The sequence below is a fragment of the Polynucleobacter duraquae genome, from assembly GCF_000973625.1.
Classification (GTDB): Bacteria; Pseudomonadota; Gammaproteobacteria; order Burkholderiales; family Burkholderiaceae; genus Polynucleobacter; species Polynucleobacter duraquae.
Map to the genome: position 1 here is coordinate 1,983,613 of NZ_CP007501.1, position 16,616 is coordinate 2,000,228.

The 16,616-nt window shown below is 44.2% G+C and carries 23 protein-coding genes; 7 read left to right on the top strand and 16 right to left on the bottom strand.

Annotated features, from left to right (window positions below):
* Positions 1-58 precede the first annotated feature (58 nt).
* Both CL55_RS10180 and CL55_RS10185 read left to right on the top strand, forming a co-directional pair.
* Positions 59-796, top strand: a complete 738-nt coding sequence (locus tag CL55_RS10180; protein ID WP_046330985.1) for a pseudouridine synthase — start codon at positions 59-61, stop codon at positions 794-796.
* Positions 797-847: 51 nt separating this feature from the next.
* Positions 848-2,476 (top strand): peptide chain release factor 3, encoded by a 1,629-nt coding sequence (locus CL55_RS10185; RefSeq protein ID WP_046330986.1) that lies wholly within the window; start codon positions 848-850, stop codon positions 2,474-2,476.
* A 2-nt stretch (positions 2,477-2,478) separates the two neighbouring features.
* Here CL55_RS10185 and CL55_RS10190 read toward each other — a convergent pair whose 3' ends face one another.
* Both CL55_RS10190 and CL55_RS10195 read right to left on the bottom strand, forming a co-directional pair.
* Positions 2,479-2,727: a hypothetical protein gene (locus tag CL55_RS10190; RefSeq protein ID WP_156156300.1), complete on the bottom strand. Its 249-nt coding sequence runs from the start codon at positions 2,725-2,727 to the stop codon at positions 2,479-2,481.
* Between the two features lie 35 nt (positions 2,728-2,762).
* The gene (locus CL55_RS10195) at positions 2,763-2,987 is read right to left on the bottom strand and encodes a DUF2798 domain-containing protein (RefSeq protein WP_335337479.1); all 225 of its coding nucleotides are present in this window, start codon (positions 2,985-2,987) and stop codon (positions 2,763-2,765) included.
* 129 nt (positions 2,988-3,116) lie between these two features.
* Here CL55_RS10195 and CL55_RS10200 point away from each other — a divergent pair, with 129 nt between their 5' ends.
* Genes CL55_RS10200 through CL55_RS10215 form a run of 4 tightly spaced genes read left to right on the top strand, consistent with a single transcriptional unit; the run spans position 3,117 to position 4,941 of the window.
* A complete protein-coding gene (locus CL55_RS10200) occupies positions 3,117-3,323 on the top strand; it encodes a hypothetical protein (RefSeq protein WP_046330989.1) in 207 nt (68 codons plus the stop codon).
* A gap of 52 nt (positions 3,324-3,375) precedes the next feature.
* Positions 3,376-3,882 (top strand): MOSC domain-containing protein, encoded by a 507-nt coding sequence (locus CL55_RS10205; RefSeq protein ID WP_046330990.1) that lies wholly within the window; start codon positions 3,376-3,378, stop codon positions 3,880-3,882.
* Positions 3,879-4,274 carry a GNAT family N-acetyltransferase gene (locus tag CL55_RS10210; protein ID WP_046330991.1) on the top strand — a complete coding sequence of 132 codons (396 nt, stop codon included), beginning with the start codon at positions 3,879-3,881 and terminating at the stop codon, positions 4,272-4,274. The genes CL55_RS10205 and CL55_RS10210 overlap by 4 nt, the downstream gene beginning before the upstream one ends.
* A gap of 19 nt (positions 4,275-4,293) precedes the next feature.
* On the top strand, positions 4,294-4,941 hold the full coding sequence (locus CL55_RS10215) for a histidine phosphatase family protein (protein ID WP_046330992.1): 648 nt from the start codon (positions 4,294-4,296) through the stop codon (positions 4,939-4,941).
* 45 nt (positions 4,942-4,986) lie between these two features.
* Here the strand turns inward: CL55_RS10215 and CL55_RS10220 are convergent, their stop codons facing one another.
* The 12 genes from CL55_RS10220 to CL55_RS10275 all read right to left on the bottom strand — a co-directional run bounded on the left by CL55_RS10220 (position 4,987) and on the right by CL55_RS10275 (position 13,822).
* Entirely contained in the window at positions 4,987-5,226 is a 240-nt protein-coding gene (locus CL55_RS10220) for a hypothetical protein (protein WP_046330993.1), read from the bottom strand.
* A 180-nt stretch (positions 5,227-5,406) separates the two neighbouring features.
* Positions 5,407-5,601: a hypothetical protein gene (locus CL55_RS10225; RefSeq protein WP_052728824.1), complete on the bottom strand. Its 195-nt coding sequence runs from the start codon at positions 5,599-5,601 to the stop codon at positions 5,407-5,409.
* 178 nt (positions 5,602-5,779) lie between these two features.
* Positions 5,780-6,337, bottom strand: a complete 558-nt coding sequence (locus tag CL55_RS10230; RefSeq protein WP_046330994.1) for a phasin family protein — start codon at positions 6,335-6,337, stop codon at positions 5,780-5,782.
* Positions 6,338-6,531: 194 nt separating this feature from the next.
* Complete coding sequence (locus CL55_RS10235) at positions 6,532-7,092, bottom strand: peroxiredoxin (protein WP_046330995.1); 561 nt, start codon at positions 7,090-7,092, stop codon at positions 6,532-6,534.
* A gap of 30 nt (positions 7,093-7,122) precedes the next feature.
* The gene (locus CL55_RS10240) at positions 7,123-7,689 is read right to left on the bottom strand and encodes an SRPBCC family protein (RefSeq protein WP_046330996.1); all 567 of its coding nucleotides are present in this window, start codon (positions 7,687-7,689) and stop codon (positions 7,123-7,125) included.
* 75 nt (positions 7,690-7,764) lie between these two features.
* Positions 7,765-8,448 carry a haloacid dehalogenase type II gene (locus CL55_RS10245; RefSeq protein WP_052728858.1) on the bottom strand — a complete coding sequence of 228 codons (684 nt, stop codon included), beginning with the start codon at positions 8,446-8,448 and terminating at the stop codon, positions 7,765-7,767.
* A gap of 157 nt (positions 8,449-8,605) precedes the next feature.
* Positions 8,606-9,001: a COG4315 family predicted lipoprotein gene (locus tag CL55_RS10250; protein WP_052728825.1), complete on the bottom strand. Its 396-nt coding sequence runs from the start codon at positions 8,999-9,001 to the stop codon at positions 8,606-8,608.
* 196 nt (positions 9,002-9,197) lie between these two features.
* Positions 9,198-10,304, bottom strand: coding sequence for a patatin-like phospholipase family protein (locus CL55_RS10255; RefSeq protein WP_046330998.1), 1,107 nt, complete (start codon positions 10,302-10,304; stop codon positions 9,198-9,200).
* Between the two features lie 120 nt (positions 10,305-10,424).
* Positions 10,425-11,276 carry an LpxL/LpxP family acyltransferase gene (locus CL55_RS10260; protein WP_046330999.1) on the bottom strand — a complete coding sequence of 284 codons (852 nt, stop codon included), beginning with the start codon at positions 11,274-11,276 and terminating at the stop codon, positions 10,425-10,427.
* Positions 11,277-11,392: 116 nt separating this feature from the next.
* A complete protein-coding gene (locus tag CL55_RS10265; protein WP_046331000.1) occupies positions 11,393-11,632 on the bottom strand; it encodes a hypothetical protein in 240 nt (79 codons plus the stop codon).
* A gap of 244 nt (positions 11,633-11,876) precedes the next feature.
* Positions 11,877-12,611, bottom strand: a complete 735-nt coding sequence (locus tag CL55_RS10270; RefSeq protein WP_046331001.1) for a serine aminopeptidase domain-containing protein — start codon at positions 12,609-12,611, stop codon at positions 11,877-11,879.
* Between the two features lie 254 nt (positions 12,612-12,865).
* A complete protein-coding gene (locus CL55_RS10275) occupies positions 12,866-13,822 on the bottom strand; it encodes a sodium-dependent bicarbonate transport family permease (RefSeq protein WP_046331002.1) in 957 nt (318 codons plus the stop codon).
* A 176-nt stretch (positions 13,823-13,998) separates the two neighbouring features.
* Between CL55_RS10275 and CL55_RS10280 the strand changes: the two genes are divergently transcribed.
* Entirely contained in the window at positions 13,999-14,790 is a 792-nt protein-coding gene (locus tag CL55_RS10280; RefSeq protein ID WP_046331003.1) for an energy transducer TonB family protein, read from the top strand.
* A 243-nt stretch (positions 14,791-15,033) separates the two neighbouring features.
* Here the strand turns inward: CL55_RS10280 and CL55_RS10285 are convergent, their stop codons facing one another.
* The gene (locus CL55_RS10285) at positions 15,034-15,429 is read right to left on the bottom strand and encodes a COG4315 family predicted lipoprotein (protein WP_052728826.1); all 396 of its coding nucleotides are present in this window, start codon (positions 15,427-15,429) and stop codon (positions 15,034-15,036) included.
* Between the two features lie 166 nt (positions 15,430-15,595).
* Complete coding sequence (locus CL55_RS10575) at positions 15,596-16,450, bottom strand: cupredoxin domain-containing protein (RefSeq protein ID WP_052728827.1); 855 nt, start codon at positions 16,448-16,450, stop codon at positions 15,596-15,598.
* Positions 16,451-16,616: the final 166 nt, after the last annotated feature.

Consider the following 16,616-nt stretch of genomic DNA (forward strand, 5'->3'; position numbering starts at 1 on the left):
CAGCATGCATATTGTCAGGACCTAGTCTCTATCGAGGCAATTGCCCGATAATATAGTCATGGAAGAAAAAATACGTGTATCTAAGCTACTCTCTGAGCTAGGTCTTTGCTCACGACGTGAGGCAGACTCCTATATTGAGCAAGGCTTGGTTACTATTGATGGTGAAGTGGTCAATGAGCTAGGCTCCCGGGCTTTTCGCCACCAGAAGATTGAGCTCCAGTCTGGCGCCAAAGCACAGCAGGCATCGCGTATTACAGTTATTTTGAATAAGCCAGTCGGCTTCATCTCTCACTACGATGACGAGCAAGAGTATCAACCCGCAGCCTCGCTCATCACTCCTGAGAATTACTTTGCAAGCCAATTAGACAAGGCTCGTAATCCACGCTTTAATACTCGTGGCTTAGCGCCTGCCGGTCGCCTGGATATTGACTCCACTGGCATGCTAGTCTTAACTCAAGATGGTCGCATCGCAAAACTCCTCATTGGTGAAAATAGCCCCATCGAAAAAGAGTACTTAGTCCGAGTTGAAGGCGCACTCTCTTTTGAAGATTTAGATCGCCTAAAACATGGTCTGGAATTGGATGGTGTCGTTTTGAAGCCAGCTCAAGTCAGCTGGCAGAACGAAGATCAGCTTCGCTTTGTGCTACGCGAGGGCCGCAAGCGTCAAATTCGTCGCATGTGTGAATTGGTTGGCCTCAGGGTTTTAGGTCTCAAGCGCGTGCGTATGGGTCGAATTTCTCTGGGCGCCCTGCCCCCTGGAAAATGGCGCTTTGTAAGGCCCGAAGAGCAATTCTAAGAAGCTCTGCCCGTCTATAATTCTGTCAATTAGATTAAGCGCAGAATTACCATCGATACCACCACCTCCAGCACTCCCGGCGCAGAAGTTTTAAGGCGCCGTAGCTTTGCCATCATCTCCCACCCAGATGCTGGCAAGACCACGCTTACTGAAAAACTCTTGCTGTACGCGGGGGCGATTCAAATTGCGGGTAGCGTAAAAGCTCGCAAGGCTAGCCGACACGCGACCTCAGACTGGATGGAAATTGAGAAACAGCGCGGCATTTCTGTAGCTAGCTCTGTAATGCAAATGGAATATCGTGATTGCATTATTAATCTTCTCGATACCCCGGGTCACCAAGACTTCTCTGAAGACACATACCGCGTATTGACTGCGGTAGATTCTGCACTCATGGTGATTGATGCCGCAAATGGTGTTGAATCACAGACCTTACGTTTGCTTGAAGTCTGTCGTGCGCGCAATACGCCCATTGTGACTTTCATCAATAAAATGGATCGTGAAGTAAAGCCGCCCATGGAACTCATGGATGAGATTGAAACTGCACTAGGCATTGAAGTAGTTCCTTTTACTTGGCCAGTAGGTATGGGTAAATCCTTCGCAGGCGTGATTGATATTGCCAACTCTCAAATGCGTATGTTCAAGGCGGGTGAGGATCGCGTTACTGAGGATTCTCATGCAATTGTTGATATTAATGATCCCGCTCTAAAAGAGCGCCTTGGCACTGATCTTGAAAATGCACTTGCTGAAGTAGATTTAATTAAAAATGCGATGCCCGCCTTTGATCGAGAAGCCTTTTTAGCAGGTCGTCAGTCACCGGTATTCTTTGGTTCAGCAATTAATAATTTCGGTGTACGTGAAATTCTCAACACCTTAGTTGAGCTTGCACCATCACCGGGATCACGCAAAGCTTTACAACGAGAAGTTAGTCCTGCAGAGAATAAATTCTCTGCAGTGGTGTTTAAGATTCAAGCAAACATGGATCCAGCCCATCGAGATCGCGTTGCATTCTTGCGTATTTGCTCGGGACATTTTCAGCGTGGCATGAAATTGAAGATTTGTCGTAACGGCAAAGAAGTGCGCACCAACAATGCGCTATCTTTCTTATCGCAACGACGCGATATCTTGGATGAAGCTTTCCCTGGAGACATTATTGGATTGCCAAATCATGGCCTACTTCGATTGGGCGACACGCTCACCGAAGGCGAACAATTGCAATTTACAGGCTTACCATTTTTCGCTCCAGAAATTTTCCGTATGGTTGAGTCTGCAGATCCATTGCGCTCCAAGCAATTACGCACGGGCCTAATGCAGCTTGGCGAAGAGGGTGCGATTCAAGTATTTCGCCCTATGACTGGTGGCACCATGCTGCTTGGCGCATTTGGACAACTGCAGTTTGAAGTAGTAAGCCATCGCCTACAAACGGAATACGGGGCGGAAGTGCGCCTACTACCGGCACGCTATAACTTGGCTCGCTGGGTAAGCTCAGAAGATCCTATAGCACTCAAAAAATTCATACTAGAAAATATTCACCGCATGGCAGAGGATGTGGTGGGTGCTTCCGTATTTTTAGCTAGCCATAAATCTGAATTAGATGTTGCTCAACAGCGCTGGGAATCTATTCAGTTCCATGCCCTAAGAGAGCATGCAGGCCTGATCTATCAATCAGACCTCGCTGGCTAAATCTAGCGTGGGCTCAATTGCGGCCAATTGCAATCAAATACCGCAAGTAACTGAGTATCACTTTTTCTAAACGATGCAGTCTTGCCATATTGTGCGCAATACGCATTGGCCTTTGGTGTAAGTGAGGCAGTAGATTCGCCATGACTAATTAGAAAGGTCACATGATTCGAATCTGATGCGTCGGTATAAACCGCGGCGCAAGCACTTAAGCCAACCATGCCTAGCAATACAATATATTTGAAATGGGTCATAAAAATTCTCTTTTTCAATAAAGGCATTCGCCTACTCATCGCCCCAGCTTCTTGACCAAACTGGCAGTGAGCTTGCTAGCAAATGGGCGATAGATCAAAATACAAATCATCGCCACTGGGTAAGCAACCGCCCAAACCTCCAGCCACACCCAAAAGAAATCCTGTGCAAAACCTACCCGCACCAAAGTGGTGGCCAAAGTAATGCTTATTGACATGAGCCCACCCATAATGGCGGCAAAAATAAGATTGGGTATATTCATCAGGATCTAATCATAGCGTCTTGACTGCTTAGCTGTTATTCTGATTTATGATCACTATTCCGCGCCCTACATAGGGGAGTCTGCTGAGCAAGCTCAGAGGTTCATCATTCCAAGACTCTAGGAAAATATATGGCTGTTGGCCAAAATCAAAGAAATAGAAAAAACGACCCCATGGTGAGCAAAACTGGTAAAGCTAAATTGGGGCCACTTACTGTTACTCAACTCAATAAATTGCTCGAATCCAGCACCAAGCCTAAAGAAAAGGCAAAGATACAGAGGGCTCTTAATAAGCGCCCTCCGGTCGCGGCGCCCACTGCAACAGCAGCCGCAGCATAAGTACTAAGCCCCGAAATTATCGGGGCTTTTTCCTATGTAATATGCTGTCACTATGAAAGCATCTCCCCAAATTCACTCCATTTATATTGCAGCTAGAGCAGGTGATTTGATGATGCAGCTTGCGCAAGCTGAAATTATTGCCGGAGAGGGAATTGTGGGAGATCGCTACGCACTAGGTCTAGGTGCATTCTCTAAAACTAAGCCGAAAATTCGCCATGTTTCCCTCATTGCCCTCTCAGCTATAGAAAACGCTAATGACCAATTGCGCACTAAACAGCAAGTTTTATTTGGCGAGGGTGATACCAGAAGAAATCTTGTAATTAAGGGAATTTCTGAGGGGGAGCTAAATGATCTAGTTGGACGGATTTTCTATTTAGGAGGTCTCGCATTTAAAGGCACTGAATTATGCGAGCCTTGTCAGCGACCGGCTAATTTACTGAAAAGACCGGACTTTATGAACGCTTTTGATAATAGGGGCGGTCTCAGAGCGGAAGCGCTAGACTCTGGGAGCATTAGCAACGGGGATTTTCTCACTTACTCACCAGACCAAGAAAAATGATTACCTATACCGAGCAAGCAAGCATTAGTCCTGAACAGGCGATCGACCTCTATATCCGATCCACTCTCGGTGAGCGCCGTCCAATCGATAGCATTGAAACCTTTGCGGCGATGCTTGCCAATGCAAATCTCACCATTTCCGCATGGGATGGTGAAAATCTAATTGGGATCAGTCGTAGCCTGACAGACTTTGCCTATGTGGCATATTTGGCCGACCTTGCAGTAGATGAACATTACCAGCGACAGGGAATAGGCAAGCGACTCATTGAAGAAACTCAGGAGCGCTTAGAGCCTGGCTGCATGATTGTGTTACTTGCAGCTCCGAAAGCAAATACCTATTATGAGCACTTGGGCTTTGAGCACAATCCACGCGCTTGGATCATGAAAAAATAATTAAACTGAATATTGCAATATGTCGACCACCAAACTCTGCCTAATTCGCCATGGTGAAACCACCTGGAATGCTGAAAGACGCCTTCAAGGGCATACCGACATTCCCCTGAATGAAAAAGGCGTCCTTCAGGCTCGCCAAATGGCGCAGGCCATTAAAAACTCAAAACTCTTGTTCGATGTTTTATATACCAGCGACCTTAAAAGAGCGGCGGACACTGCAAATGCCATTGTTGAGTTGTTTGGCGTAGAGGCAAGGGTGGATAGCGCTTTACGAGAGCGCCACTTTGGCGCACTTCAGGGGCTCACGATTCAAGAGGCTCCATTACTGCAGCCTGTGATTTGGCAAGCGCATATTACTCGTGACTTAGAGCATGATCTTGAAGGCGGTGAGAGTATTCAGCAATTTGCATTGCGCGTTCATACTGCTTTAGAGAAAATACAAGAACAGCATTCAGGCAAAACAATTTTGCTTGTTAGTCATGGCGGCACTCTCGATATGATGTATCGAATTGCTAGCAAGCAAGATTTGAGTACTGAGCGGGTTGCCTCAGTACCAAATGCCTCGTTAAATTGGATTACACATCAGCCAGATGATGGCTGGTCAATCGAGAAATGGGCTGATACTCGCCACCTTGAAGGTATAAGCTTGGATGGCGTAGATCTCTAAGCAAAAAGTCACCCATAGGTGACTTTTTGTATTATTAAAGAAGACTTACTTTCTAATATGGGCGTGACGAGCAGCATCTTGTGACATACCCTCAGCCTTTGGCTTTCCTTCAAGGGCTTCTTTCTCGGCGGTAATTTCTTTACGGCGCTCTTTACACGAACCAGCTATCTCTTGCAAAGCTTTACGGGCTCTCGCTGCAGAAGCTTTAACCCCTTTTCCGTGAAACTTTTCATTCTCTGACTGGTACACCTCAAAAGCAGCCATTAGCTTGTCATGATGGGACATGTTTTTCCTTATATATTATTGAAATAATTGACCTCAGAAACACTTTAACCTAATCTATGTGAATCACTTCAATTTATATAGATTTGAAAAATCCATTACTTCTTTGTGCTTGTCTGTAATAGAGATTCCTGAAAATGTCATATCAGCTTGGGTACTGGTTACCACTCCCAACATTCCAAGCTAATCATAGGCAGTTACTTTAAATGTACAACCTCGTGACTTGCGGTAGCCCTCAAATATTTCTGAATCTATGCCTGAATATTTCCCATCTTTCTCAAACATCATTGGTGGGATCGTGAGCGATACGGCAACCTTAATGAGCTTAGATGGCACTTCTTTATAGCGTCCATCTAGAAGAAAGTAGAAAGGATGCATTCAAGTCTCATAGTGTTTTCAAGTTTTATTTGATTGTATGGTCTTATCAAGCATTGAATCTAACAATACCGTCAGAGTAATACTTTTTAGCCCTTCATTTTTTCCCATCCCGCTGGGCAATGTTTCCAATAAAAAACCCCGTTTACACGGGGCTTTTTATCTGTCTGAGTTATACCAATTATTTAGTACGACTTTTTGCCGCTTTAGGAGTCTGACTAAATTGGCCCTGCGCACCCTTCATTGCAGTTTCTACATTTTTTTCAAAGTTGGCAAAAGCATCTTGAGTGCTTGAACGTACTTGATCAAAGTTTTGCATTGCCGTATTGAATGCGGATGTAAAGGCACTGATGTAAGCCTCTGACCCAGCAGGCGCCTTTGATGTAGCGGCAGCAACAAAGCTCTTTAGGCCATCCTGCGATTGATCGATAGCAGCCTCTACAGCTTCAACTAATTCTTGGTTACCGCGACGCAATACTGCAGCAACTTTTTTCTGATAATCAGCAACTTCAGCAACAGCCTCTTGTACTTCTGGGCTTTGCAGAAGGTCTAATGCTGCTTTTGCATCTTTACCTTTCATTAGCTCAGCTGCTTTGGCTTGTGCATTTGCAACAGCCTGTTGTGCAGCTTGGTAATTGATTTCCGCTAATTCTTGAGCATTTTCAAGTGCGGTTTGGCCTAGTGCACGTGCACTTTCTACGGATTTAGTTTGGTTTTCTGCAAATTGATTTTTAAACATGATTTTTCCATTAATTGGTTATTTGTTGCACTGCACCATATTAATGGCATATTTGGGGCTTAGCAAGGGAATTTTGCTGCAAAGCAACATTTTATTTCTGAGAGCGCTCTCTATGACCTCAATTGACCATAAGAATCTGCGTTCTCAGGTCGCATCTGCGCCTAGCGGGCAAAATACATTCACCCCAAAAATAATTAAGCAGCTCTATTTTTTAAATAGTCAATCACCCAAGCCGGATCGCTGTCGCTTGGAAAAATGGGGTAGTGAACAGCCTCGATCACACCATCATTTGCGATCAGGGTGATGCGCTTTAATAAGGTCATTCCAGCAGCAACAAAGGTGGGCAAGCGCAAAGCTTGCTGAAATAGATAATCTGCATCACTTAGCACGGGGAATGGCAAATGCAAACGATCTGCCATTTCTTGCTGATATTCAGTAGATTGCACACTCAGCCCTACAACATCGGCACCAAGTGACCGAAGCTCTTGATAGTGATCCCTAAATGAGCAGCTTTGTGGGGTACATCCCCTTGCTCCCGGAATTTGGTCCCATCCATCTGGCAATGGAACGTTGGGCTGACCTGTCATTGGGTAACAGTAAATCACGGTACGCCCCTTAGTCTGACCAAGATTAAATTGGCTATGGGTCGTTGTTTCTAGTGAAATGGCTGGCAAGCGCATGCCCACTAAGTGATCGGCGGCTCCATCATCTTGAGGGATAGGTAAGTCGCCAGGTAATTCATTGAGATTTGTCATAAATGTAATCTTAGCCTACTAAGTCAGGGTCTATCTACAAGTCTTTGGCGGCACTGACCTCTTAAGTAATGCGGCCTCGGCCATTGACTCAAACTGTCGACGTAATATATTTTTAATGAAGAATTCAATCACTACTGATGGCACTAAAGAATTTGGTTCAATTTGGGCGTCGTACTTAAAGGCAGTGAAATCCTTTTCAGAAAATAACCGCCAACTTCCCTTGTAATACTTTGTATCTCCACTTAATTGCTCAAAAAGTAATGCTCTGTTAGGGATCTCTACATACTCCAACTCAGAACGCATCTCAAATGGAATGAATAGAATTCTTTCCTCAAGCGAACGAGCGACCTTCACCTTGTTGCCAGATCTAGAAAGCACTTTTGAGTCGACTACTCCGGGTAGATTTTTAGCGCCCTCATAGTCAGTAATAAAAACAAAAGCTTCACATATAGTGATCGGAACCTCATAGCTTGCATTTACCTGAAAGCGATCGCCGGCTCTCGTGACCGCTACTTTTAAGTCATATGCACTGGATGACTCTTGCGCCAAAGCAATGCCGAACGATGCAATCAGAAAAAAGTAAAGGAGCTGCTTCATGCTGGTAATTTAGCAGTATTAAAGTGATCCGCTTACGAATGCCATTGCGAAAGATTGTGGCTCGGCATCCGAAGATTAAATTACTTCCAAGACTTTGGTTAAGGAGCTACCTTCATAATTTGGTTTCTCACCAATTTCTTCAAAGGGGTGACCTAGGCGATTGACCCAAAATACATCAAAACCGAACCACTTGGCAGCTAGCGCATCCCAAGCATTACTCGATACAAAAAGAACCTCTTCTTTTTTAATTGGAAATGCTTTTAAAAGAAGCTCATAGGCTTGCGGAGCAGTTTTAAATAAATGAATGTCTTCTACTGTCACTACTTTATCTAAATAGGGCTTCAGGCCGTTACTGTCCACTACAGTGGCGAGCATGTCTTTGCTGCCGTTAGACAATATAGCCGTAGAAATAGCTTTTTCTTTAATGCTCTTAAGAACGCTCAAACTATCTTCAAAACCAGTTAGCTTGGCATATTGATTCATTAGTTGCTTTTCATATTCTGATGTGAGATTCAAATTCATCCGCTTGCAAACATAGCGCAATGAACGAATGGTTAATTCCCAAAATGGGAGATAGTGCTTGCTCCCATTTGGGTTGGGGTCGCTCATCGTCACTAAGCGGGTGTATTCAATTTGACGATCGCGCCACATCAAAGAAAGTGCCTGGCCATGTCCTGGAAATAATTCTTCAGCCAACTCACTCATGGAGTAAACGTCGAATAATGTTCCATAGGCGTCAAAGGCAATTAGCTTGTACATAATTTTTGCCATATTTTTTATTATGAATCTCTATTGTCGTTTAAAAAAATATTTCTTAAACTCACAGATAAGAAAACCACCCGAAGGTGGTTTTCTTATCTCTTAGTGGCCCAGTGCGGAATCGACTAAAGGAACCAAGATGTCAAATCCTTATTAATTACATTTTGATGATCTGCCATGCGCCTTCTGAGCGACCATCGCCAATCTTATCGCCAGGCTTGGCATCTTTAGCATAGAAATACAATGGCATACCATTGAAGGCTAACTGCTTTTTGCCATCATCACGGGTAATAACTGAATAGCCGCTAGAAACTGCAGGGCTTCCTTCAATCAATAGAGGCGGCCAGTTCGTTGCGCACATACCATTACAAGCCGACTTACCTGAGCCTGACGCATCCTTGCTGTAAGTATATAGAGTCATATTATTATTACCGGCCAATACGCCATCGTTAGCTTTTGTAAATGGTGCTAATGCCACACCAGTCATTGAAGCACAAGCGGCAAGAGTAGCTGTAGCCACTAAGGCTATTAATAGACTTTTAATTCGATTCATGTTTACCCCTTTGTTAGTTGATTTTGTACTTTAACTCTAATTTATGTCTTTTGCTTTACACGAAATTTCTTAATAAGGGTGCCAACCTAATTAACGGAGTCTCACTCGCCAGCCCAAATGAAAAAACCACCCGAAGGTGGTTTTAGTGCTCCCTGGTGACTCGGGGCGGAATCAACCAAAACCAAAGATCCTAATTCTATGCCCAGAATTCTTTTATTTTTGGTGCCTCAATTTTTGATCGATCGTAGCCGGTACGCAATGCACCAGCAATTTGTTTTGGGTCAAGCAAGTCAACACCCTTGGGGGTGCCAGCAACTATCCACTTTACTTTTGTACCGGTCGCCTTAATGTCTTCAATATTTTGAGCAACGGGATGTGGAATGGTTGTGAGAATTGCTCCCGTCACCCCATCGGTCAAGGTAATGACCAGAGCTCTTTTTGAGCCAGCCACCAAATCCACATGGGCTGGATTTGAGCAAATTCCCCCATCCATAACGTAACGTTGGCCCAATAATGTTGGTCCTGCTACCCCTGGCAAGGAGCTGCTTGCTGCTGCACCATGCGCCAAGGGAATGCTATTTTTTCTAGCAACTTGTTGCCCTACAACAATGCGCTCACCTGTATAGCAATCAATACCTGTTGTGTACATCCGACTTGTAGACCAATCTTTTTTACTATCACCTGTTAATAATGCAACTAGTCTTTCAACGTGATTGCCATTTAATTTATTGTTAGATGCTAAAGCTGCATGGCCGATTATTTTGCGCGTCTCTATGCTTCCATCGGATGCACTCATATTAATTTGGTCGGCTCTCATCTGACTTGTATTGGGCTTATTTAAAGGCGCAATCTTGGCAAAAATCTCGGGGAACTTCCCAAAGAAATCAAACTCAGTTCGTAGGCGAGTAAATTCGCCCGAGAGTAGTGATGAGCCCATATAAGATCCAGCAGAGGTGCCCACCACCATTTCAGGAAGTTGGGCCATGTCTAACCCGGCCTCAATAAGGCCATGAAAGAATCCGCAATACCAGGCAATGTAATATTCTCCGCCGCCGCCGAGTACCATGGTTCGGTCAAGTCCTTTTGCTAGTTTTGAAACTGTAGGCTTAGTAGCAATAGGAATTGCCAGACCATCATCGGCAAATAATTTATTAGATATTTCATTAGCCTTAATTTGAATATTTGACTTTGGGTGCGTTGACTGCGCTTTAGCTGCATCAGCCATGATTCCAGAAGCACCAGTAATGGCTACAGCACCAACAGCGGAAGTTTTTAAAAAATTACGGCGTGAAGATTGCGTCATATCGGCTCCATTGATAGTTAATCAATTTATAGCAGATCTGCAAATGAGAAAACCGCCCGAAGGTGGTTTTGGTGTTTCTTGGTGGCCAGGGCGGGATCGAACCACTGACATAAGGAGGTCTTACTCTATGGGAGCCATCTCTGCTCCAGCTGGTCTTTTGTAGCGGTTGTAAGACCACATATATTGATGTGGTCTTGAAAGTATCATCTCTTCAAAATAGTGATTCATTTCTGTACAGGCATCAACTAGACAATCTGGAAACGCTTCTGCCATCAATCGGCTCTTAATTAGCCAGCCCTTTCCCAATCCCAGCCTTTCTGCTCCTACAAAAAGAATTGCCACGTTCGCTTGGCGAGCCAACTTAACTGGAAATGATGTTGTATACGCATATTGATTAAAAAATTTAGCCCATACCCCATCGCCAACGCTTGGCACCTGATCTGCTAATAGACCCACTACCTCGCCTTTTAATAAAGCCCTCTTAATTTGACGAACCCCGCCAATATTTGCTTCAACAAACTCAATCTCAGAATGTTTGCGTGATCTAAGCATAAGCTCATTCACCCATCTTTTTCGGGCCGGCCTATACATTACTGTTGCTCTTGTATGCTCAGCAAAAATACGGGGCACTATTTCAAATCCCCCCAAATGTGGAGCAAGAACAATTAAGCCTTTTCCATTTTTGGATAGCTCAATAACTTCATTCCAGTTTTCTATGGTTACTTTATTAATGGAGGATTTTGGATGCCTCCAAATCCACAATGTATCCGCAAACATCATTCCCGATTCAGCAGCGACCCTCCACGGGGTTAATTGGAATCCAGAATAATGAGCCGCGCTCTGATAATTTTTATATAGGCGTCGTCGGTACCTAGGAGAAAACAAGTAAACCAATACACCTATACCAGCTCCAATTATTTGAATGGCTGCTAATGGAAGAGAGCTAAAGAGCCTCAATATGAAATATAACATTTGCCATTCTAGACGCTATCAAATAAAAAACCACCCGAAGGTGGTTTTGGTGATTCTTGGTGGCTCGGGGCGGAATCGACCAGGGCCGAGGATATGAATCCCTTAAGAGTATGAGTCTATCTATAACCCAGAACATCGTCCTGAGTTCTTTTTTGACCCTCTAAGAATCTTTTACTACATATTCCCGAACCACTTTGATTTGCGAGCTTTTTTGCGTCTACCTGCATTTGATACATTGTTTCAAAACAATCTCTTCTATTCACAAACTCAAATGCTTTTGTATGGGTTTGCTTGCCCTTATGAAAATAGAAAAAATCTAAGGTCCAGTACTTATCGCCTGTAATGCTAACGCTCATAGGCGCTGAGTCTAGTGGCGGAGGTTGACTCGCACAAGAAATCAAAAACACCACAATGCAAAGAATAGAAAACTTGTTCACGTTTGGCTTACTGTCTATAAATCCTTAATTTCCAAATATTCTATACTTTTTTACAATTAAATTCCTGACAGCCCAAATGAAAAAACCACCCGAAGATGGTTTTGGTGTTTCTTGGTGGCCCGGGGCGGAATCGACCAGGGCTGAGGATGGCTTATCCGCTCGTCTAATTTGCCAAAATAAATTTAGCGGCAGCACTTACCATTTGATCTTCTACCTTATTGAACCCATGGTATGCCAATCCCATACATGGCAAGCCTACGTCTTCTCCCCCATCAATCATGACTAATTCTGATTTAGTTTCTTTACTTCGCCCCTTAATAATTGATTCTGATGCGCTTATTGGTGTAGCGGCACACGCTTCTTTTTTATGGTGGATTGCCATTACCGGCTTACTAAAGTTATTGCCTAAAGTTTCCCCAATATGTGTCCCGGCAATGATGATCCCAGCTACTGCTCCAGACTTCTCATTCTGATTGGCAAATTGAACTGCTGTTACCGTTCCCATGCTGTGTCCAAAAATCCAGACGGGTACATTGAATTTATTTCTGTAATATTTAACGACACTTTCAACTCGTGCTAGGTGTTCAGATTTGCCGCGTACATTCCCGCGCCTTGCGTCACCCAAATCATAGGGCGAATCCACCAATACTGAATTAATTCCATACTGCTGCCATAATCCTGCCGAACGATTTAGCGGATTTTGCTTGGTGGTTGACCCGTCAGACTTTAAATCTAATACCCCATCGCCACCAATGAATAGAAGAACAACTGCTTTTGGCTTGGCAGTCTCAATTAGAAATGTTTTTGTAGGTGTCTCACCAGTCTGTGGAACCTCTAGCAACTGTCCATAGACAAAAGCCGGCATAAAAAGTGATATCAGACAAATGATTATTTTCATCGAGGGCGTCTCCATTGGCTCTAAATATTAGCATCATCTACGTTGTCGTTTTAAACGACACCGACTGGCACATGGATGAACAATCCCTTCAAACAAAACTGTCCTTTTAAAGGACAGTTCATGATGGGGATGTCCGAGACTTATTGCGCCTAAGCCTGTGAGGCCCTGAAAAGAAAATAGCCCAACAAGTGGGCTATCGTGTTTCTTGGTGGCCCGGGGCGGAATCGAACCAGGGCCGAGGATGCGCATCCGACCTAGTAAGTAAGTCCAGCTACATAGGTATAAAGAGGAATTCCCAAGATGATGTTGAAAGGGAAAGTAATGCCTAATGACATCCCCATATATAGGGCAGGATTTACTTCGGGAAGTGCGTGCCTTAATACGGCCGGCACAGCAATGTAAGAAGCGCTGGCAGCAAGCACCATCAATAAAACAGTATCACCTAGAGGTAGGCCTAGCAACTTACACAGCCCCAATGCGATAGAGGCGTGAACTAATGGGGCTCCAATTGCGTAAAACAAAGTAATTGGGGGTTTACCTTTTAATCCCTCAAAGTTCTTAGCAGCCATTAAGCCCATATCCAGCAGGAAAAAGGCAAGCATACCCTTGAACAAATCAATAGAAAATGGGGCCATTATTTTTTGTCCATCATCACCGCTTACCAGGCCAACTAACATCGAGCCCAACAAAAGAAGCTGTGCGCCATCAGTAAATGATTCATGAAGAATCTTTGATATTCCTGTGGACTGCTTTGAATTGGTAGCTGATGCTCTTGCTTTATTCGCCAATAAGATTGCCAGAATAATTGCTGGGGACTCCATCAAAGCCATCGCGGCCGCCATATGACCCCCAAAAGCAATACCATATTGGTCAAGCGCTTGTGTTGCGGTGATGAAAGTAACGGCGCTAACAGAGCCATAAGTTGCGGCAACGGCGGCGGCATCGTAGTTATTCAGCTTGGTTCTTAAAACCAAATATCCAATGAAAGGAATAATGATTGCGAGAAATACTGCCAATCCAAGCGCCAAACCAATTTCAAGAGTAAATCCTGATTTATGAAGCGCAAAGCCTCCCTTCAACCCCAAAGCCATCAACAGATATAAAGATAAAAATCTAGCTATGGGCTGAGGAATTTCTAGATTAGATTTCACCGCGCCAGCAAAGGCACCAAAAACAAAGAATAGAATTGCTGGATCCAAGAAATTGCTCATATAAACATCTTAGTTATTTTCTAAGACTTTTGTATTGGCCCCATAGAACCTGAGGACTAAATGAAAAAACCACCCGAAGGTGGTTTTGGTATTTCTTGGTGGCCCGGGGCGGAATCGAACCAGGGCCGAGGTTGCCTTATCCTATACTGGGTAATATCGGCTAAGCTCCTAGATTGATGAGAAAAAATCTACTCGGGCTCCTTTTTGCGCTCTCTCTATCCGTTGTCCTCCACCTAGGTCTATTTCTGCTGTGGACATCATATGAAGGTTTCACCTACTTAAAACCCAAAGTTAAAAATCCAGACATTATTGAGGTTCAGCTTGAAGAGCCTATTGCCAAAAATAATAGCGACTTAAATACCAGTCTAAATAGTGATAAACAACCAGCATCATTAGGGGCACCATCAGCCCCAACAGCAGAAGAGTGGGCTTTCGCATCCAAATATACTTTAAAAAATAGCAAAGGCTATCGTCACTCTTTTGGTCAACAAGTGAGAAGCATGATGGGGACTGCTGTTGAGGGACCAGATCAAGGGCAAGTCAGATTCAGTATTGAAATTGCTCCAAATGGTACCGTCACTAAAGTAGAAACGCTTTGGAAAACTTCCGATAAGGCGGAGCAATTAGCTAGAAAGGCAATGAAGTCTATGCCTGCTTTGCCACCCACGCCAACAGGCAAATCACTCATCTTCGAAAGAACAATTTCATTTACGCCATTTGCTACAAATGATGCGCCAGTCTATAGAGATGATTGTCTCCCCGATACACCAGCGTTTAGCAATCCATTTGCCTGGGATGGCAAATCATCCCAAGAAATCAAGAAGAACAAGCCTGCTGAAAAGCTCAGCCCCGAAGCGTTGGCTGAATGCCTAAAGCAATTACCCCAAGACTCTATTGATGGCATCACTGCTGAGGCTCAACGGCAACTAGACATATGGAGCTCGGAAAAACTTAATCAAAGAAAGTAGGGTTTCTATACATACGTATATACGCATATATTTGTAATGTCGTTTTAAACGACATGACTGACACAAGGATGTCTAATTGATTTGTCCTTTTAAAGGACAGTTCATGATGGGGATATCCAAGACTAATGGCGATTAACCCTGCCAAGCCCCAAAAGAAAATAGCCCAAAAAGTGGGCTATTGAGGTTCTTGGTGGCCCGGGGCGGAATCGACCAGGGCCTCAGGGCACTAATCCTGAATAACTGTTACATCTTGATAATCTGCCACGCACCTTCTGAGCGGCCATCACCTATCTTGTCCCCTGGTTTTGTGTCCTTGGCATAAAAATACAAAGGCATGCCATTAAAGGCTAACTGCTTTTTGCCATCATCGCGAGTAACGATAGAATAGCCGCCAGATACTGCAGGGCTACCATCAACCAATAATGGTGGCCAGTTCGTTGCGCACATTCCATTACATACCGACTTACCTGAACCGGCCACATCCTTGGTAAAGATATATAAGGTCATATTGTTATTGCCGGCCAATACACCGTCGTTAGCTTTTGTAAATGGTGCCAATGCCACTCCAGTCATTGACGCACAAGCGGCAAGAGTAACTGCTGCGACTAAGCCCATTAATACTGTTTTAATTCGATTCATGTTTACCCCTTTGTTTGTTGAGTAACTACTTTAACTCTATTTTATGTCTGTTGTTTTAAACGACATTACACTTTCGCCACATAAATGAAAAAACCACCCGCAGGTGGTTTAGGTGTTTCTTGGTGGCCCGGGGCGGAATTGACCAGGGCCGAGGATATCAATCCGCCTAGTGCTTTTTTGCCACTACATTGATGACGCCCTTCATTCCAGCTTCATAGTGCCCGGGCTCAAAGCATGCCATGGCATATTGCCCGGGCTTTTTAAAAGTCCAAACCAATTCCGATTGTTGTCCTGGTTTTGCAGCGATTTCATTCGTATGATGATGCCCCTTAGCTCCAGGACTTGCCATCTCTTTAGCGTGAGTAATGATTTCTTTTTCAGTTCCAATTACCAGCTCATGGTCTAACTTGCCCTTATTAACCAAAATAATGCGAATGGGCTCACCCGCTTGTGCTTCCCATATTGCTGGGGAAAAACGCATCGTGTCATCAACCTCAATACGAACTTCTTTCATTGCTTGGGTAATCACTGGTGCTGGTGTTCCATGTCCATGACTGTGGCCATGGCCGTCCCCACCATGCTCATTAAAGTAGGAAAGGGAATATAAAGATGCGGCAATAACAAGGGCTAGGCTAATGCCCCCATAAATCAGTACTGCCTTAACTTTTATTTTGCCCTTGCCTTCCATTAGATACATGGCCAACAAAGACATGGCAAATCCGACAGGCACGACCCATGAGCTTCTACCGGGGGAGTCTGGGAAATGCTGGAGCCCTCCAGTAAAGAAACCCAAACCGATTGAGGCAACAATACCAATGGCCAGAACATCGGTCCAGCTGTGATCTTTATCAGGGTTGGCAATTTTTTCTAATGTGCCCCCAACGAGATAAATCACGACTCCGAATACGGCAGTCAAGAATGCTCGTTCTTCACTGAAAAATCCATGGGTAATGGCGCCAGCAGTAAAGCTAATTCCCGTATATTTACAAAGAGAGGCGATGTGGCTGAGTGGAAAGTTCATGGGCGTATCTTAAGAGAAATTAACGAATCTTGCCTAAAACACCATTACCCATAAATAAAAAACCACCCGAAGGTGGTTTTAGTGTTTCTTGGTGGCCCGGGGCGGAATCGAACCACCGACACAAGGATTTTCAAATATCCTCCGATAGACCGCTTTCGCTTTGATT